This is a genomic window from Mangrovibacter plantisponsor (genome assembly GCF_003182475.1).
GTDB classification, from domain to species: domain Bacteria; phylum Pseudomonadota; class Gammaproteobacteria; order Enterobacterales; family Enterobacteriaceae; genus Mangrovibacter; species Mangrovibacter plantisponsor.
In genome coordinates, this window is record NZ_QGTS01000011.1 from 1 (window position 1) to 23,339 (window position 23,339).

General features: G+C 50.7%; 22 protein-coding genes and 1 pseudogene. 8 read left to right on the plus strand and 15 right to left on the minus strand.

The genetic code is table 11. The features are described 5' to 3' along the window. Nucleotides 1-92, plus strand: a 92-nt coding sequence (locus DES37_RS17405) for an IS3 family transposase (RefSeq protein ID WP_146211534.1), incomplete at its 5' end; no start/stop codon positions are given. A gap of 28 nt (nt 93-120) precedes the next feature. Continuing rightward, nucleotides 121-504: pseudogene (locus tag DES37_RS17410) on the plus strand (MFS transporter); the annotation flags it as partial. Between the two features lie 236 nt (nt 505-740). Here the strand turns inward: DES37_RS17410 and iolR are convergent. Beyond that, nucleotides 741-1,574, minus strand: coding sequence for a myo-inositol utilization transcriptional regulator IolR (iolR, locus tag DES37_RS17415; protein ID WP_036104622.1), 834 nt, complete (start codon nt 1,572-1,574; stop codon nt 741-743). A gap of 477 nt (nt 1,575-2,051) precedes the next feature. Further along, complete coding sequence (locus tag DES37_RS17420) at nt 2,052-2,306, minus strand: hypothetical protein (protein ID WP_110027057.1); 255 nt, start codon at nt 2,304-2,306, stop codon at nt 2,052-2,054. Between the two features lie 324 nt (nt 2,307-2,630). Here DES37_RS17420 and DES37_RS17425 point away from each other — a divergent pair, with 324 nt between their 5' ends. The 3 genes from DES37_RS17425 to yghX all read left to right on the plus strand — a co-directional run bounded on the left by DES37_RS17425 (nt 2,631) and on the right by yghX (nt 5,396). Then, complete coding sequence (locus DES37_RS17425) at nt 2,631-3,713, plus strand: malate/lactate/ureidoglycolate dehydrogenase (protein ID WP_110027059.1); 1,083 nt, start codon at nt 2,631-2,633, stop codon at nt 3,711-3,713. A gap of 234 nt (nt 3,714-3,947) precedes the next feature. After that, nucleotides 3,948-4,379 (plus strand): DoxX family protein, encoded by a 432-nt coding sequence (locus DES37_RS17430; RefSeq protein WP_110027060.1) that lies wholly within the window; start codon nt 3,948-3,950, stop codon nt 4,377-4,379. 129 nt (nt 4,380-4,508) lie between these two features. Next, on the plus strand, nt 4,509-5,396 hold the full coding sequence (gene yghX / locus DES37_RS17435) for a YghX family hydrolase (RefSeq protein ID WP_110027062.1): 888 nt from the start codon (nt 4,509-4,511) through the stop codon (nt 5,394-5,396). A 20-nt stretch (nt 5,397-5,416) separates the two neighbouring features. On the opposite strand, the gene DES37_RS17440 is transcribed toward yghX, so the two are convergent. Further along, nucleotides 5,417-6,196 carry a siderophore-interacting protein gene (locus DES37_RS17440; protein ID WP_110027064.1) on the minus strand — a complete coding sequence of 260 codons (780 nt, stop codon included), beginning with the start codon at nt 6,194-6,196 and terminating at the stop codon, nt 5,417-5,419. A 314-nt stretch (nt 6,197-6,510) separates the two neighbouring features. Between DES37_RS17440 and DES37_RS17445 the strand changes: the two genes are divergently transcribed. Next, complete coding sequence (locus tag DES37_RS17445; RefSeq protein WP_425451724.1) at nt 6,511-7,200, plus strand: PadR family transcriptional regulator; 690 nt, start codon at nt 6,511-6,513, stop codon at nt 7,198-7,200. Nucleotides 7,201-7,246: 46 nt separating this feature from the next. On the opposite strand, the gene DES37_RS17450 is transcribed toward DES37_RS17445, so the two are convergent. Further along, complete coding sequence (locus DES37_RS17450; RefSeq protein ID WP_110027065.1) at nt 7,247-8,584, minus strand: aspartate aminotransferase family protein; 1,338 nt, start codon at nt 8,582-8,584, stop codon at nt 7,247-7,249. A 218-nt stretch (nt 8,585-8,802) separates the two neighbouring features. Here DES37_RS17450 and DES37_RS17455 point away from each other — a divergent pair, with 218 nt between their 5' ends. Further along, the gene (locus DES37_RS17455) at nt 8,803-9,567 is read left to right on the plus strand and encodes an SDR family NAD(P)-dependent oxidoreductase (protein ID WP_110027067.1); all 765 of its coding nucleotides are present in this window, start codon (nt 8,803-8,805) and stop codon (nt 9,565-9,567) included. Nucleotides 9,568-9,669: 102 nt separating this feature from the next. Here DES37_RS17455 and DES37_RS17460 read toward each other — a convergent pair whose 3' ends face one another. From DES37_RS17460 to DES37_RS17475, 4 genes are read right to left on the minus strand one after another with little or no spacing between them, the layout of a single operon-like run. Then, complete coding sequence (locus DES37_RS17460) at nt 9,670-10,428, minus strand: amino acid ABC transporter ATP-binding protein (protein ID WP_110027069.1); 759 nt, start codon at nt 10,426-10,428, stop codon at nt 9,670-9,672. Then, complete coding sequence (locus DES37_RS17465; RefSeq protein WP_036104651.1) at nt 10,421-11,086, minus strand: amino acid ABC transporter permease; 666 nt, start codon at nt 11,084-11,086, stop codon at nt 10,421-10,423. Before DES37_RS17465 ends, DES37_RS17460 begins: the two co-directional genes overlap by 8 nt. Before the next feature lie 21 nt (nt 11,087-11,107). Then, nucleotides 11,108-11,749, minus strand: a complete 642-nt coding sequence (locus DES37_RS17470) for an amino acid ABC transporter permease (RefSeq protein ID WP_110027070.1) — start codon at nt 11,747-11,749, stop codon at nt 11,108-11,110. A 53-nt stretch (nt 11,750-11,802) separates the two neighbouring features. Then, nucleotides 11,803-12,654, minus strand: a complete 852-nt coding sequence (locus DES37_RS17475) for a transporter substrate-binding domain-containing protein (protein ID WP_110027072.1) — start codon at nt 12,652-12,654, stop codon at nt 11,803-11,805. A gap of 247 nt (nt 12,655-12,901) precedes the next feature. On the opposite strand from DES37_RS17475, the gene pdxR reads away from it, so the two are divergent. Further along, on the plus strand, nt 12,902-14,362 hold the full coding sequence (gene pdxR, locus DES37_RS17480; RefSeq protein ID WP_110027073.1) for a MocR-like pyridoxine biosynthesis transcription factor PdxR: 1,461 nt from the start codon (nt 12,902-12,904) through the stop codon (nt 14,360-14,362). Nucleotides 14,363-14,399: 37 nt separating this feature from the next. On the opposite strand, the gene DES37_RS17485 is transcribed toward pdxR, so the two are convergent. The 7 genes from DES37_RS17485 to DES37_RS17515 all read right to left on the minus strand — a co-directional run bounded on the left by DES37_RS17485 (nt 14,400) and on the right by DES37_RS17515 (nt 23,100). Further along, a complete protein-coding gene (locus tag DES37_RS17485; RefSeq protein WP_170123790.1) occupies nt 14,400-15,587 on the minus strand; it encodes an amidase in 1,188 nt (395 codons plus the stop codon). A gap of 25 nt (nt 15,588-15,612) precedes the next feature. Further along, a complete protein-coding gene (locus DES37_RS17490) occupies nt 15,613-16,629 on the minus strand; it encodes an ABC transporter ATP-binding protein (RefSeq protein ID WP_036104661.1) in 1,017 nt (338 codons plus the stop codon). Further along, nucleotides 16,619-17,662 carry an ABC transporter ATP-binding protein gene (locus tag DES37_RS17495; RefSeq protein WP_036104664.1) on the minus strand — a complete coding sequence of 348 codons (1,044 nt, stop codon included), beginning with the start codon at nt 17,660-17,662 and terminating at the stop codon, nt 16,619-16,621. Before DES37_RS17495 ends, DES37_RS17490 begins: the two co-directional genes overlap by 11 nt. A 3-nt stretch (nt 17,663-17,665) precedes the next feature. Further along, complete coding sequence (locus DES37_RS17500) at nt 17,666-18,559, minus strand: ABC transporter permease (RefSeq protein ID WP_036104672.1); 894 nt, start codon at nt 18,557-18,559, stop codon at nt 17,666-17,668. 2 nt (nt 18,560-18,561) lie between these two features. Beyond that, nucleotides 18,562-19,515: an ABC transporter permease gene (locus tag DES37_RS17505; protein WP_110027075.1), complete on the minus strand. Its 954-nt coding sequence runs from the start codon at nt 19,513-19,515 to the stop codon at nt 18,562-18,564. A gap of 21 nt (nt 19,516-19,536) precedes the next feature. Continuing rightward, nucleotides 19,537-21,198, minus strand: coding sequence for an ABC transporter substrate-binding protein (locus tag DES37_RS17510; RefSeq protein ID WP_110027077.1), 1,662 nt, complete (start codon nt 21,196-21,198; stop codon nt 19,537-19,539). Between the two features lie 360 nt (nt 21,199-21,558). Beyond that, entirely contained in the window at nt 21,559-23,100 is a 1,542-nt protein-coding gene (locus DES37_RS17515) for a methyl-accepting chemotaxis protein (RefSeq protein WP_110027178.1), read from the minus strand. Nucleotides 23,101-23,339 lie beyond the last annotated feature (239 nt).

Genomic DNA, 23,339 nt, shown 5'->3' on the forward strand with positions numbered 1-23,339 from the left:
ATTATATCGAGTGCGATTACAATCGGTGGCGTCGTCACAGTGCCTGTGGCGGTCTCAGCCCGGAACAATTTGAAAACGAAAACCTCGCTTAGGGCTGTGTCCACATTTCATGGGTAGGATCATTACACCCTGTTCGGCATGTTGTTCTTCATGATTTTCTATGCACTTTCCTGGGGGGTTGGCGCCTGGGTATTGATTTCCGAAATCTTCCCTAACCACATGCGTTCACAGGGGATGAGTATTTCGGTTGCCTTTATGTGGATGGCAAACTTTGCCGTGTCACAGTCATTCCCAATGATTAATGAAAACCCCTACCTGCTGTCACATTTCCACGGTGCATTCCCCATGTGGATATTCGCCGGATGCTGCCTCTTAAGCTACTTCTTTATCTGCCGCTATTTGCCAGAAACCAAAGGTGTTTCACTGGAAAAAATGGAAGCAGTGGTTCTGGCGAAACGAGGTGGGAAAGACGCCAGTATTCAGGCTGAAAGCTACTCGAAATAAGCAACACTGGTGGTCAGTAACATCTGGCCATCTTGCACATCTGCTTGCCAATAAAGGGAAAATAACGATACTCCATTTTTCCCTTTATTTATTTTTCTCTGTCGACTGTGTTTTCCCTTCTGAATAAAGCTCAGAACCGGACGGGAAAACATACGCGCCTGAACAAGCTATAAAAAAAGGAAAACCATTGTTTTCCTTTTTTGTCTGCCATAAAACCATGGAGATGCCAGCAGGCTTCAGTCAGAAGATAAAGCCAGGGACACAGCCAACGTTTGTGCCAGACACATTGATGCAACCTGAGAACGAAAACCATCAACCTGCGCCTCGCGCACAACAAAGCAGACATCACTGAACGCAGCCAGGGGGCTTACCTGACTATCAGTAATCGCAATATGATGGGCACCACGCCTGGCCCCCAACTCCACCAATTCTACAACTTCCTGTGCATAGGGCGAATAACTGATAGCAATCACTACGTCATTCGGGCTTATCAAACTTAATTGTTCAGAAAACATTCCCCCCAAACCGTCAATAAGAAATGCCCGGCGTTCGAGGTGACGCAATGCATAGGTTAGATAACTGGCAACACTGAATGAACGCCTCAGGCCAATAATATAAATGTTCTCCGCTTTTGCCAGCATAGCGATAGCGGTTTCCAATTGCTCATTTTTGATTTGCACAGGCAATTGCTGAAGGACTTGTGCATTTACCATAGTAAATAGTTTCAGGACCTCACCTGGTTTTTCAGGTGAAGGCGCGTTTTCATCCGCATTTTTTTGGCGAAACAGACGAGCCCGCTCGGTGTAGCTCACTGTTTCCTCCATAAGATGCTGGCGAAACACCTGTTTCATTTCATTAAAACCACTAAAACCGAATGCATTGGCAAAGCGGATCAATGTAGAGGGTGGAACATCGGCGTGTTTGGCAATAGAAGCCACAGTGTCAAACGCAACGCTATTGCTATTATCAAGCATATACTGCGCAACTTGCTTAAGCCGTTTACTTAATGAATCATAGCGACTGCGTATTTCATCCTGAAGTAAGGAAAGCTGTGTTTGATGTTTTGACATTTTTGAAACTCAAAGTAGAACGAAAATTTCGTTAATGATTAAGTTAGCATATTGACATAGAATATTCATTCAACCGTTTGTAAAACTTGATACTGATCCCGGTACGAAAATCCATCAGCATAATTAAACGCAACGCCCCCCATCACAAGCCAGAGCCCAGAAACTCGCGCTAAAATCCCGCGTTAACCGAAGTTGAAAAAGTAGCATCAATCTGGCGGGGATGTGAAATTTCCAGAAAAGCACATAAAAAATCAACACATGGAGGCATGGCAACCACGGAAAGGAGACTATATTTTTCGAAAAACCAGTTTGAAGAATGGTGAAATAAAAACTGAGAAAGGAATAAGAAGTAAGGAATAACGAAACTGTGCCCGGGCTACATTTGTTAGAGGAAGCATGGTGTTTATGTACAACCGGGAGCATTACATGTAAAACAGGCAACGGTAATCAGCTTACCGTTGCAAAGCGTATACTGATTTACTTCCCAGGCGCCACACCCTCTTTCGGCGGCTTGCATCCGTCTGGTGGTGGAAGTGGCTTACCATCTTTGCCCATGGGTGGTTGTTTACCCTCAGGCGGAGGAAGTGGTTTACCGTCACTGCCTTTTGGTGGTTCAGGTGGCTTTTTGCAATCTACCTGGTGAGTGGTGGATACCGTTTCAGCAGCCTGAACACTGGCAAAAGTAAACATGGCACTTGCCGCGGCCAGTAACGCTATCGCAAATTTGCGCATATTATTGTCCCAGAAGTTTTTTGCGTATTCTGGCCCCATACCCACCAAAAATTGTGAGTAATTTGCGGCACAAATCAGGATAAATGTGTCAAATCATGTCAAAAAAACCACAAACATTTTAAAGTCTTCTCATCATCGATTCACGCCTTGAGCTCAGCCCACCATTGGCGCAGTATAAAACCCGGACAGATAAAAAAACCAATAACCCCATCGATTACACGTTGCCGTACCCCAGGCTACGCCTTTTCATCCGCATCCAACGGACAGTGGAGCCTTGTGCGTGCAACGTGAGCGACAAGGGGCACGCAAGAGGATGAACACAACGTGAAAACAGGAATACGCATACAAGCGCAACACCTTCATCAGTTTATTGAAGCGCTCTTTCGCCATGCGGGAAGTGAAGCCGAAGAAGCCAGCCGGGTGGCTGATCACCTGGTCGCGGCGAACTTATCCGGGCACGACTCCCACGGTGTCGGCATGATCCCAAGCTATATCAACTCCCTGAAACTGGGATATTTACAACTGAACCAGCACGCAAAAATCGTGCGTGATGCCGGTGCCATCGTCACGGTCGATGGCAATGCCGCCTTTGGTCAGGTCGCGGCACTGGAAGCTATCAATATGGGGATTGAAAAGGCGCGCCAGTTTGGTATTGCCGCCGTGGCATTACATAACGCACACCACATTGGCCGTATTGGCTACTGGGCTGAACAGTGCGCCGCTGCCGGGTTTATCTCTATCCATTTTGTGAATGTCCCGGGCGACCCAATGGTCGCCCCTTTCCGCGGCACCGACAGCCGTTTTGGCACCAACCCTTTCTGCGTGGTATTCCCACGCAAAGATAAAGACCCGCTCTTGCTGGATTTCGCCACCAGCGCCATTGCGTTCGGTAAAACCCGGGTTGCCTGGCATAAAGGTCAGCAAGTACCGGAAGGTTGCCTGATTGATTCACAAGGCGTTCCCACCACCGACCCGGCAGTGATGCAAACACCGCCTTTAGGTGCGCTGCTCACCTTCGCACAACACAAAGGGTATGCGCTGGCAACCATGTGTGAAATTCTGGGCGGCGCTTTATCTGGCGGGAAAACAACCCATAAAGAAACACTGCACGACAGCGTTGACGCAATTTTTAATGGTATGACAACTATTATCCTAAACCCGGAAATGTTTGGTGCGCCCGAAATGGAAGAAGAAGCGGATGCGTTTATCAATTGGGTGAAGGCCTCACCGCAGGCAACAGATGAACCCATTCTGGTTCCCGGTGAATGGGAAGCAACCAACCGTGCAATACGCAGAGCAGAAGGGGTTCCTCTGGATAACGGCAGTTGGCAGGCTATTTGTGAAGCCGCACTGGAAGCAGGTATGCCACAGGAAGAACTGGAGCAGTTTCGCCAGCTCGTTCATTAAGTAGCGCTGCAGACCAGGGTGAGTCATACCCTGGTCATCACCGGAACCTCACAATATAAAGCGCACTAACCGACAAAAAAATATGCATAACTAACTGATAAATATAATTTTCACCAAAAAATCTTATTCAAATTTTTTGAACCCTTGTTGCAATTTTTTAGATTTCTCTCCAGTAAATAGGCGGTTATGCTGCGCGAGTGACAATCACTCTTAGTACATATTCAGGGATATATTATGTTAACCAGCCTTTATTCTCGTTTTTCCAGCGCGGTAGATCACCCGGACTTCGCCCGCCTGTTGCTGCGCCTTGTATTTGGCATCCTGATGTTATTTCACGGTGCTGCAAAAATGCAAAATGGTGTCGAGTGGGTAAAACCCATGCTCGCAGCCCATGGTGTTCCCGGTTTTGTCGCCTATGGCGCTTATATTGGCGAGGTCATTGCGCCAGTGCTGATCATCGTTGGCCTGTTTACCCGCGTTGCTGGCCTGGTTTATGCCTTTAACCTGGTTGTCGCGGTGCTGCTGGTTGGGATGGGTAATTTCTTTGTGCGCACCCAGGTTGGCGCATGGGCACTGGAAACAGAAGCGCTGTATTTCTTCGGCGGCATTTTCATTATGTTGCTGGGCGCAGGCAAATACTCATTGTTTAAAGGCAAACTAAGCTAAGTATATTTCAGTCCGGCAGAACCAAATCTGCCGGATATTTTCCACACACGCAGCACAACCGCAAAAAACGGCAATACTGTATTAACCTTTATTGTGTCCTTTCCTTACAGGTTAACCAGGAGCCAGCTCATGCCCCGTCTCAGCGCTAAAGATTTTCCTCAGGAATTACTGGATTACTACGATTACTATGCCCATGGGCGTATCACCAAGCGAGAGTTTCTCGCTAAAGCAGCACGATACGCAGTAGGTGGGGCGACAGCGCTCAGCCTGCTTAATGCACTGAGCCCCAACTATGCACTGGCAACTCAAGTCGAATTTACAGACCCGGATATTCTGCCTGAATACATACACTATCCTTCGCCACAAGGCCATGGAGACGTTCGGGCCTATTTCGTTCGCCCGGCGAAAATGGATGGCAAACGCCCGGCCGTCGTTGTCGTACATGAAAACCGTGGGTTAAATCCGTATATAGAAGATGTGGCGCGGCGAGTGGCAAAAGCCGGTTACCTGGCACTGGCACCTGATGGCCTGAGTTCTGTGGGCGGCTACCCGGGCAATGACGATAAAGGGCGCGAATTACAGACACAGGTAGACCCAACAAAGCTAATGAACGATTTTTTTGCTGCCGTGAGTTTTATGCTGTCACACCCACAAAGTACCGGAAAAGTGGGCATAACGGGGTTTTGTTATGGTGGAGGGGTTGCTAATGCTGCGGCTGTTGCCTTCCCCGAACTGGCTGCAGCTGTGCCTTTTTATGGCAAGCAGCCGCCGGCAGAGAGCGTACCCGGCATCCGGGCTCCACTGTTGTTACATTACGCCGGGCGGGATACGCGCATAAATGAAGGCTGGCCCGCTTATGAAGCGGCCCTGAAAGCTAACAATAAAATCTATGAAGCCTGGGTGTACCCGGATGTGAACCATGGTTTTCACAATGATTCCACACCCCGTTATGACCAGGCAGCCGCAGACCTTGCCTGGCAGCGCACATTAGCCTGGTTTGAACGCTACCTGAGTTAACGCCACATACGAGCGGGGCTTTATACTTTATCGTGCCAGTAAGCAACCGTGCGAACCAGTTGCCCGTCCCGCCCTTCACTTAACTGATCCCCGAGTTGCCTGGCAACCTTACCTTCACCCGTCACCCAAATGAAATAATCCTCTTCAGGAATGGTCAGAGCCAGTGCATGGCGCGCCACAGTTTCAGGGCTTTCGCCAACAAACCATTCGATATTCACACCCGGTTCAGCGGTTAAATATTCACAAGCTTGCTGGCTGTGCACAGCAACCAGCGCTGTAACCTGCCCCTGAAACTGGCGGGCGCTGAGTTCGGCCAGGCGGCGGCGTAATGCCGGCATGCCAGACTCATCACAAACATAGAGTTGCCAGTGATACTCAGTAGGAACAATCAGTGAACCCCGTGGCCCGCCCATATACAGCGTATCGCCAGGCTTGGCCTGCACAGCCCAGTCACTTGCCACACCGCCATCATGGATATAAAAATCCACTGTCAGTTCTTGCGTGGACGGGTCATAAATTGGCGTGTAATCACGTGCAGGAGGGCGAACGTCATTCTGCCAGACAATGCCATCTTCACCTGCAACAGGCGGCACAAAACCACTATCAGGCTCAGGGAAAAAGAGTTTGATATGGTCGTCAAAACCTTTTGATTCAAAACCTTCCAGTTCAGCGCCACCGGCCACAATACGCTGAAAGTGGCCAGCAACCTGTTCAGTGCGCACCACTGTCAGTTTTCGAAAGCGTAATGCATTACGGGCACGGCGAGGATAGTGTGTTGTTGCAGAGCGAGGTTGTGTCATAGGGGCTCCAGTATAGTCTGCTGTAGTTTAATTTTAGATATATCTAATCACAGTTAATGATAATGATTGTTATCTGTAATTTATGCAAGTAAAAATTTTGATATATCAGTTGGCGTTATCAATCCAGGTCACACATGAAATTTAAATGATTAAAAATCAATAAATTAAAATACATACAAAAAAAATATCAGATCTAAAATTTGCCAAAAGACAAAATCAGATATAGTTTAGATATATCTATACAGCACCTGTCATTAAGAAACTGAATGCAATAGCAGGTGCGCAAATTACACACAACAATGAGGTTATACCCTATGAGAGATTTTTTCCGTTTACAGATGCGCCACGATGACGGGCGCGGAGAAGAAGGCGAAGGGCGCCGCCATGGCAGAGGCCGCCACAGCCGTATGGAAGGTGAGGAACAAAACCGTGAAATGCGTGGCCGTACAGAACGTGGGCACGGAGAACAGAGCCGTGGTGGGCGTGGTGAGTGCGGTGGGCGTGGTGAGTGCGACACGAATGAACGGGGCGGGCATCGCCGTAAACGTTTCTTTGGCCATGGCGAACTGCGGATCGTAGTGCTCGATATCCTGTCCCAGGATGCCAGCCACGGTTATGAGCTCATCAAGTCCATCGAAAACATGACGGAAGGCCATTATGTTCCGAGTGCGGGCGTTATCTACCCCACGCTGGATTTTCTTGAGTCCAACAAACTGATTCACCTGGAAGATGAAGAAAACGGGCGCAAAAAAATCACCATTACTGAACTGGGGCAGCAATGGTTAGCAGCACACAACGAGGAACGAACCCAAATAAAAGAACGCATTGCAGCTAAAGCAGTAGGCCGTAAACTGCGGGCAAACCCGGAGATGAAACGGGCGCTGGACAACATCAAAGCAGTGCTGGATTTGAAAGTGAATCAACAAGGTGCCGAGCCTGCCACGCTCAAACAAATTATCGGTATCATTGATAAAGCCGCACTGGATATTTCACAACTGGATTAAAAAGCAAGCAACCAGCCCGCAGGCTGGCCGCTTACCTGGGGAGTGGTTAACGGACCAGGCCGCTGAACTGGCCCAGTACCCGGTCAATGATTGCCAGGCCTTGTTTCACTTCGTCGGCAGTAACTGTGCAGGGGGGAACCACATGAATGCGGTTTTCCACCACAAAGCTCAGTAACCCGGCTTCGGTCAACGCCAGCTTGATAGCCGCCATATCGGCTGCAGCGACGGGTGTTTTGGTTTCAGGGTTGGTCACCAGTTCCAGTGCCTGGAATACGCCAACCCCACGCACTTCACCCACCAGCGCATATTTTTCTGAAAGCGCATTCAGGCCGGCACGCAATACGCCATCGCCCACCTGTGCGGCATTTTCCACAACGTTCTCTTCTTTCATTGCGTCCAGCGTGGCGACAATCGCCGCCATCGCCAGCGGGTGCCCGGAATAAGTCAGGCCACCGGCAAAAAAGTGGTCATCAAAGTAATGGGAAATGGCTTCAGAAATCAGTACACCACCTGCCGGTACATAACCTGCGTTCACGCCTTTCGCGAAGGTGATAAGGTCAGGCACCACGTCATCATGTTCAAACGCAAACCAGCGGCCGGTGCGGCCAAAACCGGCCATCACTTCGTCCAGAATCAGGACAATGCCAAATTCGTCGGCCAAAGCACGCACACCTTTCATATACCCTGCTGGCGGCACCAGAATGCCTGCGGTACCTGGAATACTTTCCAGTAAAATAGCGGCAATAGAAGCCGGGCCTTCGCATTCAATAATACGGCGCAAATGCTGTAACGCACGCGCGCACTCTTCTTGCTCGTTCGTGGCATTGAACTCAGAGCGGTACAAATACGGGTTGAAGAAATGCACATGGCCGCGAGAATATTCGTTTGGTACACGGCGCCAGTCACCGGTCGCAGCAATCGCACTACCGGTATTACCGTGATAAGAGCGGTAGGCTGACAGCACTTTATCGCGCCCGGTGTATAAACGCGCCATACGAATCGCGTTTTCGTTGGCATCGGCCCCGGCGTTAGTAAAAAAGACTTTATGGAAACCCGCGGGTGCCAGTTCCACAATGCGTTTTGCGGCTTCACCACGCGCCAGGTTAGCTGTTGCCGGGGCAATCGTCACCAGCTCTTCAAGCTGTGCTTTCATGGCTGCCAGCACTTTAGGGTGCTGATAACCAATATTGACGTTAACTAACTGGCTGCTGAAATCGAGGTAATTTTTACCGTCGTAATCCCATAACTGGCAGCCTTTTGCGCCAGCAATAACTAATGGGTTCAGGTTGCCCTGCGCAGACCATGAGTGAAATACATAAGAACGGTCCAGCTGACGCACATCGTTATTTGTTAGAAAATTCTCGCCCTGTAATGCCAGTTTCATACCTGCCCTCCTGAATCTTACGCTCAACATTTCGGTCAAAACCCTTGAATTCATCCTGACCCCGTAGCAACCAGACCAGGTAGAGCCAGAAGCAGATTTTTACTGTGACAAGAGGTGTCACAAGCCAGTCAGCCATCTGGCTCTGTCTCATGCCTTCACCGCTTCTTATAGTGCGGACTGACCCTTGCGTTATTCAGTCTTCTTTAAAGGAGTGGAAAATGTCCGAAAAGCAGGTTGCCTTTATTACTGGAGCAACATCAGGTTTTGGTGAAGCAGCTGCTCATTATTTTGCAGAACATGGCTGGTCACTGGTGCTCAGCGGACGCCGCTTATCCCGGCTCGAAGCATTAAAAGATGCCCTTGTGGGAAAAGTACCTGTCCATATTATTGAGCTTGATGTGCGTGATTCAGACGCAGTGAAAAGTGCAGTAGCCAGCCTGCCTGAAGAATTTGCCGATGTGAAAGCGCTCATTAATAACGCCGGGCTGGCGCTCTCACCCATGCCGTCTCAGAAAGTTGACCTCGAAGACTGGCAAACCATGATTGATACCAATGTGAAAGGACTGGTGAGCGTCACCCATGCATTACTGCCAACGCTGATTAAACACGGTGCTGGTGCCAGTATTATTAACATTGGCTCTATTGCGGGCCAGTGGCCGTACCCAGGTAGCCATGTATATGGCGCAACCAAAGCGTTTGTAAAACAGTTCAGCTATAACCTGCGGTGCGATTTACTGGGAACCGGAGTGCGTGTAACCGACCTCGCACCAGGCATTGCGGAAACAGAATTTACCCTGGTGCGTACTAAAGGTGACCAGGCGGCATCAGATAACCTCTACCGTGGCACCACTCCGCTCAGTGCGCAGGATATTGCAGAGCAGATGTATTACATCGCTACACTGCCGGATCACATGAATATCAACCGTATTGAGGTGATGCCGGTTCGCCAGGCGTGGAACCCGTTTGCTATCGACCGGGATTAACAATCACCACCTCCTTATGAGGTGGTTTACGGCTGACAATAAAATAATGCCCGCACAACTGCGGACATTATTATTGCTGGCTACATGGGAATAACACACATCTCAGCGCGTGGTCGCCAAAAAGCGCTGCACACGTTCAGAATCTGGGTTGGTGAAGAATTTTTCAGGTGCGGCTTTCTCAATCAACACCCCTTTTTCCAAAAATACCACCTGGTCTGACACCTGGCGGGCAAAATCCATTTCGTGGGTGACAACAACCATGGTGTAGCCTTCCGCTGCCAGCGCTTTCATAACGGCCAGAACTTCGCCAACCAGTTCCGGATCCAGTGCAGACGTTGGTTCATCAAACAGAATCACTTCCGGCGACATGGCTAACGAACGGGCAATGGCCACACGCTGCTTCTGCCCACCAGAGAGCGTAATGGGGTAGCTGTCAGCCTTGTGGTTCATGCCCACTTTTTCCAGTTGTTTATGGGCAATTTCGTTGGCTTCGGCACGTTTGAGGCCTTTAACGTGCAGCAATGCCTCTGTCACGTTTTGCAGCACGGTCAGGTGCGGCCACAAATTAAAGCTCTGGAACACCATGCCTACACGCTCACGTACTTTCGACAGCTCACGGTGAGACATATGTTTGCCACTGTCATCCACCCCAATACGGCTACCAGAAATACGAATTTCTCCACGATCAGGCTGTTCCAGCCAGTTCATGCAACGCAGCAGCGTGGATTTACCAGAACCCGATGAACCCAGGATACTCACCACTTCCCCTTTTTGCACATCCAGGTTGATATCACGTAACACTTCCACATTATCGAATTGCTTCGAGACATTTTTAATACTGACCGCCGCATTCTCAGGCATGGGTAATTCCTCGTTTCGCGCCATAGCTATTCAGGCGTTTAATCAACAACTCAAGCAGCACACTGACACCCCAATACAGGCCAATGGCAACAATAAATGCATTAAATGGAATGAAATAAGTCGCCTGGACACTGTTTGCTGCAGCAGTAATTTCCTGCACAGTAATAATGCACAAGAAAGCAGTATCTTTCAGGCAGATAATCAACTGGTTACCCATCAGTGGCAATGCGCCGGAAAAAATATTCGGTGTAATAATCCGGGTGAAGGTTTTATAACGGGAAAAACCTTGCGCAGTCGCTGCTTCGATGTAGCCAGTCGAAAAAATACGCCGTTGGCTACGCAAAATCTCATAAAAATACGCACTGTGATAAATAATCAGTGAGACCAGCCCGGCTGTCCAGGCATCCATACTAATGCCAACTTCAGGTAATCCGTAATAAAGTAAATAAGCCAGAATCAGGAAGGGTACTGCCCGCATCAGGCTTACAAAGTAGTGAATAATGTTATTCAGCACTTTTGATTGCAGCTCGGTTAAGTACAACACTGTAGTACCGATGATAATTCCCGCAATCGCAGTAATAACGAACAATTCAAGAGTTGAAATAAACCCCTGCAGAAACAAATCTCGTGCTGACCAGACTATCGCCCATTGGTTCATAGCGCCTCCAAATACTCTGCTTTACCGCGCCAGGCGTTTCGCTTTACGTTCTGCTAAATTTTGTAATTTAAGCAGCACGCCAATAATTACTATATACAGTAAACCCGCTGCCAAAATAGGTGATAACGGCTCATAAGTTACTGCAGAAATACGGTTTGTTACCCGAGTTAAATCCACCACGCCGATCACGGCAATCGCCGGGCTGCCCTTAATTAAAAAGGACATTTCATTGACCAGCGCAGGCAGGCTTTCAATCCACATTTGTGGCAGCATGATATAACGGAAATAAGTCCAGCGTTGCATCCCTACCGCTTCCGCGGCTTCTTTTTGCTCTTTGGGGAAATGGGTGAAGGCATTACGCCAAATTTCTGCATTGAATGCAGATGTATTCAGTGTCAGAGCCACAATGGCGGCAATGCTTTTATCCAGATTAATACCGACCACTGGCAATGAAAGAAACAAAAATAAGACCAACGTCACCAACGGTGTGGCACGTGCCAGGCTGATGTACAGCACCAGAATGGTGTCCACAACGGGGATCTTCATCATTCGAATAAACGCGATGACCAGACCAATAGACACCCCGAACAGGATAGCGATGCCGGAAATCCACAACGTCGCCCAGGCGCCTTCAAATAATAACTGCCAAGATATCGCGTCCATTTAACGCTCCTTGATACCAAACAAGGCGCAGCCCATCAGGCTGCGCCCATTTATTACAGACCTGCTAATTTATGGAACTGTTCAGCACTGGTGATTGGTACAGTTGGCAGATCCGGGTAGGTTTCACCAAACCATTTTTTCTGCAATTCAGCCAGACGACCGGTTTCACGCATGTGATCCATGAATTTGGTCATATATTTCATCAGCTCTGGTGAGTCTTTCGGAATTGGCCAGGCCATATAACCCGGGCCAGAAACTGCCAGACCTTTGGCAAAAACTTTCGGTTTTGTTTTCACCAGATCATTCACAGCAATAACCACGTCAATCACGTAATCCAGACGTTTGTTCGCCAAATCAGCAAAGGCCTCCGGATAGGACTGATATTGAACAACCGGGCCCAATTCACCACCCTGTTTTTCCAGCATGGCTTTCAGTTCTGGTAAGCGTGCTAATAATGCACTGCCAGCCTGAACACCCACTTTTTTACCAGACAAATCTTTAATGGTATTCAGTGAAGTATCCCCTGCGCGCTTCACAAAATAATGCTGGGCTGAAGCAAATGGCGGGGTGAAATTAAAGACATTCAGGCGTTCATCGGTAACTACCGCCCCGGTCAGAGCCATGTCATATTGCCCGGTAGAAACAGATGCCAATAAGCCAGTCCAGGGTAAAATACTTTGGTCTACATGGAATTTGGCGTATTTACGTAATTCATCCAGCATATCCTTGTTAAAGCCTTCCGCTTTACCATCTTTGATAAAGTTAAACGGCGCGTAGTCATCTTCCGTAACCACTTTCAATGCGCCTGCCTTTTCAATTTCTGGTAAATCACGAGCAGCCACCTGCCAGCTAAAAGCCATTGCCAGCACTGCGGATAAAGTCAAAATGCCCAACTTACTCTTCATAGCGCCACCTTTTTATTTTCTGAAGCCAGATGCATTACGGGAAAGCGTTACCCGAATACGAAGCAAAATATGTGCCGGAAAAGAAATATTCCGTTAAGAATATTCACACCGGGTTGCGTTTTACTCTAGAAAGGTTGTTTGTCACCTGAACAGTGACAGTTTCGCTATGTCGATGTGTCAGATAACCAGAACATGGTACGAAGATTGCTTATGTAGTTACCTATTAAGCCACCGGAGGACCATCACGATGAATCGTCATTATCTGCACATAGAATTTGACCGGTCACGTGGGTTGCAGGAACAAGTCAGAGAAACACTGGTTAACGCTATTTTGAGCGGTATTTTTCCAGTCGACCAACCTCTGCCTTCCTGCCGCCAGCTTGCCAGCCAGCTCCAGGTGTCACGCAATACCACCGCTCTGGTTTTTGAAGGGCTGGTGAACGATGGCTACCTGATTAGCCGCCCACGCAGTGGTTATTTTCTGCACCCGGATTACCAGGCATGCCAGTACAAAACCACAGAGACTGCACTTCCCGCCGATAACACCGCACCACTTTGGAGCAACCGGTTTAAAGTCGCCCCCAGCCAGCAAGAATCCATCATGAAACCCTCCGGCTGGATGCACTATCGCTACCCGTTTATCTATGGGCAGCCTAATACCGCTCAGTTCCCGTTAAGCCAGTGGCGGGCAGCTTCACGCTGGCTCAACAGCGGTGTGGCAGACCAGCGCTGGATAATCGATCATATCGATCAGGATGTCCCCATGCTGATTGAGCAGATTCGCACCCGGGTACTGCCAAAACGCGGAATACTGGCGGCTCCGGATGAAATTCTGATAACCATTGGCTCGCAAAACGCGCTCTATTTACTGACCCGTTTGTTGATGTCGTCGTCAACCCGCGTGGCAGTGGAAAACCCGGGTTACCGTGAAGCTATCAACACCTTTTTGCTCGGTGATGCGCAGATAATTCCCCACGATGTTGACGAAGAAGGTATTACTCTGAGCCAGCCGCCTTGTGATTACTACTATGTTACCCCCGGGCACCAGGTGCCGACAGGTGTGACACTGAGTAGCCAGCGCCGCAAGGCATTGCTTGAGCATGTGACTCGCCATGACGCAGTAATTATCGAAGATGATTACGATTCAGAAAGTAATTTCACACTCAACCCACCACCCGCGCTGAAAGCCAGCGATAAACATGGCCGCGTGGTTTATGTCAGCAGTCTGTCCAAAGCGCTTTCGCCAGGGCTACGCCTGGGATTTATGGTGGCCGACCCTGAATTGATTGATGAAGCCCGGGCACTACGCCGCCTGGTGGTTCGCCATGCGCCAACCAATATCCAGTACCAGATGGCACATTTTCTGGCACAAGGGTATTACGAAACACATCTGCGCCGTTACCATGAAGATTCTGCACGCCGTTGGGAGTTACTGAACCGGTCGCTGGAAACCTGGTTGCCGGAATGCCGCCCCATTCCCGGGAGTGAGCATGCGAATGCTTTCTGGTTAAAAACCCCTGGCGGTATTAATACCCAGCAACTTACCTGGCGCGCAGCTCACGCCGGTGTATTAATTGAACCCGGGGCCCGGCATTTTCTGGATACCAACCCGCCTGAAACCTTTTTCCGTATGGGCTTTCACGCTATTTCACCGGAAAAAATTGCGCCCGGAGTGGAAGTACTGCGCGAACAGCTCGCGCAGCTATAAACAGCAACCAATACACATCACTACTCTTTGACCGCTTTTATCTGCCCGTTCTGGCTAACGAATATATTTCCCCGGCGAGCCGGATAAGCTGCCGGTCACTGCCGCAAGGCCCCATTAACGAAAGCCCCAGAGGTGCGCCCTGCAAAGTCGCCAGCGGTATAGTGACCTGTGGCCGGCGAGTCAATACTGCAATGCTGAGTAAATCATGAGAAATACGGCGGATATGCTCGATTTCACTGTCACTGGTTGTCAGTAAAGGCGCTACATCCGGGACAGTCGGCATAATAAGTATCCGGTTGCCCAGTTGTTCATTCCACCACTGCGTCACCTGCTCACGTACGGTGATAGCTTCGCTGACCTGGCTGTCGGTAACCTGTTTCCCCCAGGCAAAACGCGCGGCCACATCAGGGCCAAGAACCAACCCTTCACGCTCAATGGTTTCCCCCTGCGCTTGCCAGGATTCCCGCCCCTGAATAACCCGAAAAGCAAGATATGCACTGTCAACATCAGGTAATTCCGCACTAATTTGGTGCACTCCACCCCAGGTGGAACTGATTGCATCAATAAAGGGCAACAGACATTGCTGGCTGGAGGCCGGCAGGCGCGAAAATAAAGCAGGGTGAATAGCCAGGGATGGTGAAGCTGAATCAACCGTATCTTCAGGCAACAGCACATCACCTACCGCCGCGAATACTGTTGCGTCCCGGGCAAACCACCCGCAGGTATCCATTGATTCAGCCAGCGGCTGGCAGCCATCCAGAGAAATGCGCCCGTGTGTCGGGCGAATGCCAAACAAGCCGCAGTAGCTCGCCGGTGTACGCACCGAACCGCCAGTATCTGTACCTAAGGCGAAATCACAGCACTGGTTAGAAACAGCAGAAGCCGAACCAGAAGATGACCCGCCGGGAATACGCTCCGGCGCTGCGCCATTAACCGGTGTGCCATAGTGATAATTGTGGCCGCTCATTGAGAACGCCATCTCGTTGGTATGGGTTTTACCAATAAATTGCGCGCCGTTATCCAGCAATTGTTGCACGACTGGCGAATTGTTCCTGCGAATACCAGACATAGCCAGAATATGGGGGTTCCCCCCACCAGTGGGGTAACCGGCAACATCAAACAAATCTTTCACCGCAAAAGTTAACCCCGCCAGCGTGCCAACGGGTGCTGATTTAACCGGGGCAAACGGGTAAGGCATAAAAGCCCGAATACTTTTTTCCAACATGTTTTAATCACCTCGTTTTTCAGGTTCAGGCCAACTGGGTTGCCGCTTCTGTTGCGGCCTCTTGCTCCAGTGAGCGCCAACGGTGGCAACTGACCCGATGGCGTTGCGCGACATATTCAGTTTCCGGCACCGTTTGTGAACAGGTGGCACTGGCATGAGGGCAACGGCTGGCGAATGCGCAACCTTCAGGTAAATGCGCTAAATCAGGTGGCGCGCCCGGGATGCAATACAACGCGTCGCCTTTTTTCAGGCCAGCTCGTGGGCGGCTGCCAAGCAACACCTGGGTATACGGGTGGCGGGGATGCGCGAGGATTTCCGCCAGCGATGCTTCCTCAACAATGCGCCCGGCATACATCACGGCAACCCGGTCAGCAATTTCTACTGCCGCGCCCATGTCATGGGTGACAAAAATAATCGACAGCCCTTTCGCTTTTTGCAGCTCGCGCAACAAAATCAGGATCTGAATCTGTACCGTGGCATCCAGTGCCGTAGTGGGTTCATCTGCCAGTAACAGGCCAGGGTTGCAGGACAGAGCCAGTGCAATCATGGCACGCTGGCGCATGCCGCCAGACATCTCATGGGGCCAGGCATCAAGGCGGCTTTCCGGGCTGGGGATCTTCACCTGTTGCAAAGCAGACAGCGCCCTTTCCCTGGCTTGTGCGCGTGACAACCCTTCGTGACGGCGCAGCCCCTCAATAATTTGTTGCCCCACGGTATACACCGGGTCGAAGGCCAGCAGCGGCTCCTGGAAAATCATCGCCGTTTTGGCACCACGAAACTGGCGCAGAGCCGCCGAAGACATAGCCAGTACATCTTCGCCCCCGACATGAATCTTGCCGGTTATGCGTGTGCTGTCGGGTGGGTGCAGGCGCATTAGCGCGCGTAATGTCACGCTTTTCCCCGAGCCAGATTCGCCAATCAGCGCCATCACCTCGCCCTTTTGCACATCAAAAGAGACACCATTTACGGCCTGAATGGTCTGCCCGCCGCGGGTAAAGGTGACGTGTAAGTCATTCACTTCAACAAAAGCATCATGCGGCACTGTGCACCTCCCGAACTGAAATCTCGCCATACCAGGGTGAACCCGGCTGAGCCATCAGGCAGGCGGCCTGGTGCCCTTCACTCACCGTACTCAACTGAGGTTTCACTTGCTGGCAAACCGGTTTTGCCTGCGGGCAACGGGTATGAAACCGGCAACCCGCCGGGGGTGAAATGGGGCTGGGGGGATCCCCCGACAAAGGTGAGGCCAGGGTTCTGTGATTTGGGTCCATCGATGGCATAGAGCTCAGCAGCGCCTGGGTATAGGGGTGCGCCGCACCAGTAAACAGCGCTTCAGCAGGCCCCACTTCCACCACTTCGCCCAGGTACATCACCAGAATACGGTCAGATAGCCAGCGAACAACATGTAAGTCATGGCTGATAAACACATAGGTCAAATCCAGGGTGCGTTTTAAATCCTGCAATAGTGTGAGCACCTGAGCTTCCACTGATTTATCCAGCGCGGACACAGCTTCATCCAGAATCACCATGCGGGGTTTCATGGCAAGAGCACGGGCAATGTTCACACGCTGGCGCTGGCCACCAGATAACTCATGGGGATAACGCCCGGCAAAGCGAGCCGGATCCAGCCCAACATGAGCCAGCAAATAATGGGCGTACTCCCGGGCTTCACGAGCAGAAACACCATGTACCCGCTGCCCAAACGCAATGCTCTCTTCCATAGTCATACGGGGGTTGAGCGAAGCGTAGCTGTCCTGAAACACCATCTGTACCTGGCGGCGGTAAGCTTTCATGGACAGCGCCGCAGAGCCAACACTCTGCCCGTCAAATACCAGTTCGCCTTTATCCTGGGTGAGTAACTGCATTAATAACCGTGCCGTGGTGGATTTGCCGCAACCGGACTCCCCCACCACACCCAGAGTTTCCCCTTTTTTTACTTCAAAATTAACGTTATCTACAGCCTGAACCTGTACCCGCCCTTGCGCGCTACGCACCGGGAAATACTTCACCAGCCCGGAAACACGTAACAAAGGCTGCGCAGGCCCGCCAATATCCTGATTATGAAAAGGTTGCATCCGTTACTCCTTAATGGCCATGGCTGCGCGCAGGCGATCAGCAAGAATATTGAAGGAGATAGACGTGATGAAAATCATCATGCCTGGTAAAGCCGCTACCCAGGGTTGGGTATAAATAGCCGTGCGCAACGTGTTGAGCATCAGCCCCCATTCGGGTTCAGGTGGCCGTACTCCGAGCCCCAGAAAAGAGAGGCCGGAAGCCAGAATCATGCAGACAGAAATTAACCCGGTAGAGAACACAAATACCGGCCCGAGAACATTGCCCAGCACCTGAACGCGAATAATGGTAAAGGCACTCGCTCCCGTGGCTCTGGCCGCATCGATATAATCCATATTGCGCACTTGAGCGGTAACACTTTCAGCGATACGGGCAACCTGGGGCACAAACACCAGAGTCAGGGATAACAACGCATTCCCGATCCCGGCCCCCAACGCGCCAGATAACGCAATGGCCAGCAGAACAGAAGGAAAGGCATAAAACACATCCACAGTGCGCATAATCGCACTGTTTACCCAGCCTCCGGCGTACCCGGCCACGATACCTATCGTCCCGCCGATAAAAAACGCCAGGATTACCGGCATAATCCCCATAAATAGCGATAAACGCGTGCCCAGAATCAACCGCGACAGCATGTCGCGCCCCAGTTCATCAGAACCCAGTGGAAAACCATCAGTCCCAATGGGTTTGAGGCGCAAAAACATGGATGTCTGGTAGGGGTCTTTGGTTATCAGCCAGGGGCCAGCCACGGCTAAAAACAGCAGAGCGACAATGATGGCAGCGACAAACATGCCGCCGGGGTCTTTTGCCAGCCTCAGTGCGACGCCAGACCAGTAGCCATCTGAAGCCGGAACAACAGGCAATGTGTCAGGTGCTTTTGGTGTCACAGAATCAACCATCCTCAGCTCCTTTTAATTCGCGGATCAAGCGCAGACTGGAGCATGTCTACCAGCAAATTCAGTAGCACAAAAAACAGCGCCAGAACCCAGATAGTTCCCTGTAACAGCGGCAAGTCTCGCTGGAAAATTGCCGTGTTGAGCAACATCCCCGTACCCGGCCAGGAAAATACTGTCTCAACCAGGATTGAACCGCCCATCAGGTAACCCACCTGCAGCCCCATCACAGCCAGGGCGGTTGGCGCGGCATTTTTCACCACATGGCCAAAAATACTCGCTTCACTCAGCCCTCTGGCCCGTAACCCGGTAATAAATTCCTGGCTCAATAAGTCTGCGACCTGAGAACGCACGGTACGGGCAATAATGCCTGTGGGAATGACAGATAACGTAATGGCCGGGAGCAACATAAATTGCATATGCTCCCAGTTCCACGCCCAGCCCACTTCGCCTATCGGCCCGCCGCCTGTAGCGGGTAGCACCGACAGTTTTACGCTGAAAATAATGACCAGCAGCATACCCAGCCAGTAGTGCGGCACACTCACGCCAAACACCGATAACACCGATGCCAGGCGGTCCACCAGGCTGTTGCGGTAATAACCGGCAACAAACCCGAACAGGCTTCCCAGCAAGAAACCCACCAGTGTTGCCAGCACAGCCAGGCGCAGCGAATAGGTCACCGCCGTCATTACCTCGCTGAATACCGGCCGCCCGGTGGCGACCGACATCCCCAAATCGCCATGCACTGCCCGCCACAGCCAGTGAACAAACTGAACCGGTAGCGGTTTATCGAAGCCATAAGCCTGCATCAGACTGCGGCGTAGTTCTTCTGAAGCATCTGGCGGCATAACGGAAACCAGCGGGTCGCCGGGGGCTATCTGTACCAACAGGAAACAGATAATCGCTACCCCCAGCATGGTGGGAACCGCCAGCAATACTCGGTAAAAGACAGACCGAAACATGCTTCCCTCCTGAGTTCTCAGTTACTCTTTTTTGCTCACCAGCGCGAGATCGATAAACCAGCTTTGCGGCTGTACCACCCCAGTGACAGCAGGTGAAATTGCCCGGGGACCAACATCATGGGCAACAAACAGGAACGGAACCTGGTCCACCAGCTCGGTGTGCAATGCAGCAGCGGCTTTGTTCATCTCATCCGTGCTGAAGGCATTTTTCACCGCCGTTGCCAGTTTTTCGGTTTCAGGTGTTGCGAAATACCCCCAGTTAGTGGCAACAGGCGGGAAGGCTTTCGCCGTTGAGAAACGGATCATGCCAAAGTAGGGATCGAGCGCGGCGGCACTGACGTTGATCGCATCAATACCTTTGGCTGCCGGATCTTTTGCCCCCAAACGCCAGTTGGTAAACAAGGTATTCCATTCCTGGACCTTGATATCTACGTTGAAATAGCAACTTTTCAGGCTTTGCTGGATGTATTCGTTCATGGGTAACGGCTGCATCTGCCCGGAGCCGGATGCCGAGGTCGCCACAGTCACACGCAGTGGTTTGCTGGCGCTGTAACCGGCTTCTTCCATCAACTTACGTGCGGTATCGGGATCATATTTAATTTTGAAGGTGGGGTTGCCATGCCAGGGGTTACCGGGTTCATACACGCCGGTGGCCGCCTCCATGTAGCCGCCAAGGTAATTTTTCAGCTCTGCACGGTTGATACACAGGTTAGCCGCCTTACGCACCCGGATATCCAGCCAGGGCGACCCTTTCAGGAATGAGAACTGCCAGGGCCAGACATGAGGCTGAATATTGGCGTAGATCTTGTAGCCCTGGGCTTTTATTTGATCGAGCGCGTCCGGCGCTGGCGCTTCTATCCAGTCCACTTGTTTTGAGAGCAATGCAGCAGTGCGCGCATTGGCTTCCGGCAGCGGGATCAGCACCACTTTGTCCACTTTTGGAATACGTGCTTTATTCCAGTAATTAGGGTTCTTTTTCAGGATCAACTGCTGGCGGGGAACTAACTTTTCCAGTTCAAACGGGCCGCTTCCTACAGCATGTGCCGCGAACTCAGTCCACGCCGTTTTGCTGCGTGTGGCGTCATCGCCATCTGAAGCCGGGATAGCCGCAAAAATTTTCTGCCAGGCCGTGGGCGAAACAATAAACAGATTCGTGAGGTTATAAGGCAGGAGCGCATCCGGTTCTGATGTGGTCAGGGCAACGGTGTAATCATCAATTTTCGTGGCTCCGCGCAGTGTTGGCATACGCGATAAGGTATTGCCAATCTGCCCTGGTGCGTATTGTACAGCGGTTTTATCCAGAACTTTGTTAACGTTCCAGACAATGGCATCGGCATTGACTGGCGTACCATCATGGAAGGTGGCGTCGTGGCGCAAAGTAAAGATCCAGCGCGTGTGATCATCCGGGTCAACATGCCATTCGGTGGCAAGCCCTGGCACCAAACCACTGGGTTTTTCGCCTTGTGAAAGATCCCACTCAACCAGTGAATCGTACAAAGGGATCCCGGTGAAACGGTTACCTTCATAGCCCTGATCTGGCTGGCCCAGAGTCAGGGGAATATCCGCTGCAGTCATAGCAATACGCAGCGTTGACGCATTTACCAGTGAACTACTCAAAAGCGCCAGAGAACCCAGCGCCAGTGCGAACTTACTTTTACGGCCCGGAAAAGATAATTTCAGCATGTTGATGTCCCTGTTAAATAAATGACAGGAAACATCGAGCAAAATATGTACCAAATGGTGAAAAATCGAGAAATAACTCATAAAACAATGAAATAAGATCATTGTCTTATGTTTACAAATCATTAACGACTGCAACAGATAACCGGAGCTTATAGCAGGGCTGTGCAGGCGCACTATCACAGTGAGTGCGTTGCACCAACATCCTGTATTATCAAAAATAACTTTGAGTTATTTATAGAAATAATATAGTTACAAGAAACAATCAATTATCATCAAGCCCGTTTGCCACAGGCTCAATGGTAGTGATGTATTCGGGGAGTTGCAGAAGCTAACATTTCACCGATTTCAGGTACGGTGGTTTTACCCCACCTGAGAAAGCACGCCAACGGCATCCTGAAGACGTTCCGCCCGGTATTTCACCATGTCGGCAATTTGTGCATTGCTTTCTACCAGTTGTGCATTACTGGCAGTAATACCATCCAGAGCCGCCACCACTTCGGTCAACCCGGATAACCCTGATGCCTGTTCACGGGTCGCCTGGCTGATGCGGGTAATCAGTTGCGTGACATTTTGTACCCGGTCCACAATGTCCTGAATGGTTTGCCCTGCCTGGTGAACCTGTACAGAACCTGATTCAACTTTACTGGCACTTTCTTCAATCAACTGGCGAATCTCATTCGCTGCAGATGCACTGCGCTGTGCCAGATGGCGTACTTCCTGCGCTACCACCGCAAACCCTTTCCCCTGTTCGCCCGCCCGTGCGGCTTCTACGGCCGCATTCAGTGCCAGAATATTGGTCTGAAACGCGATGTCGTTAATTAATGAGGTGATAGTACCGATTTGCTGGGTGCTGGCGGCGATGTCATCCATAGTCGTGACCACGGTTTTCATTGCCTGCCCACCGCTTTGTGCCACCTGGCTGGCATCTGAAGAGAGTTGGTTAGCCTGCTCGGCGGTTTGGGAGTTTGACTGCACTGTTTCGGCCATCTGGTTCATTGTCGTGACTGTAGTCTGGACATTGTCTACCGACTGCTGTGTACGGTGGTTAAGGTCTTCATTGCTCTTTGCAAGATCTTCGCTACCCTGACGCACGGTGTTGATTTGTTGGGTAACATCATTCATTAACCAGCGGCACATCAGCCCAAGCTGGCCAATGGACCGCAAGGTACGGCCAATTTCATCTGCGCGGTGCATATGGCGTATTGACTGACGCTCGCCGGTCGCAACCTCCAGCGCCTGGGTAGCCACATCCTCTACTGGCCGGGCTACCTGCCAGACCATCATTCCAGTCCCCACCAGCATGACCAGTGCTGCCGTTACTAATTCAGCCAGCAATATCATGCCCCGTTCACCTTGCACAATTGCCAGCACTGCGAATAAGGCCCACAACAAAGCAAACACACCACCTATGCGCTGGCGGAGTGAAAGACGGGGCAATATCCCCGACAAACCGTTACCCAGCACCAGGCCTTTGAAAATTCGCTTTGTACTGCGCCCTTCATTAAGCGAACTATACAGCGATTGCGCACCGGCGATTTCATCGCGATTCGCCGCAACTCTTATCGACATATAGCCAGTCACTTTGCCCTCTCTTTTCATTGGGCAAACATTAGCGCGCACCCAATAGTGGTCGCCATCTTTACACCGGTTCTTCACTATTCCGGTCCAGGGTTCGCCATTACGCAGCGTAGCCCACATGTCTGCAAATGCGGCTTTAGGCATGTCCGGGTGGCGTAAAATATTGTGCGGGCTGCCCGTGAGCTCGTCCAGGCTGTAACCACTGATATGCACAAAGTCATCATTAGCGTGAGTAATGTAGCTATTGAGGTCTGTGGTCGACATCAGAGTGGCTGAGTTTTCGAGTTTTTTTTCTGTTTGGGTTACAGGTGGGCGAGAAGTCATGTGCAGCTCCGAAAAAAACAGTTGCCTGTTTGTTAAAAACATTCCAATGAATTGTTATTTCGGCGCTAAAAAATTTATCTTTAGGGTTATTGTGTGATCACAATCCCATTTATCCACTAATAAGATCAGGTTATTCGCACAGGCATGCCAGCCACTGGTAAAACCGCCTGCTATTTGATGAAAACAATAATTTCATTAAGTTACTATGTAGCTATAGTGACAATTGACTATATGGATAT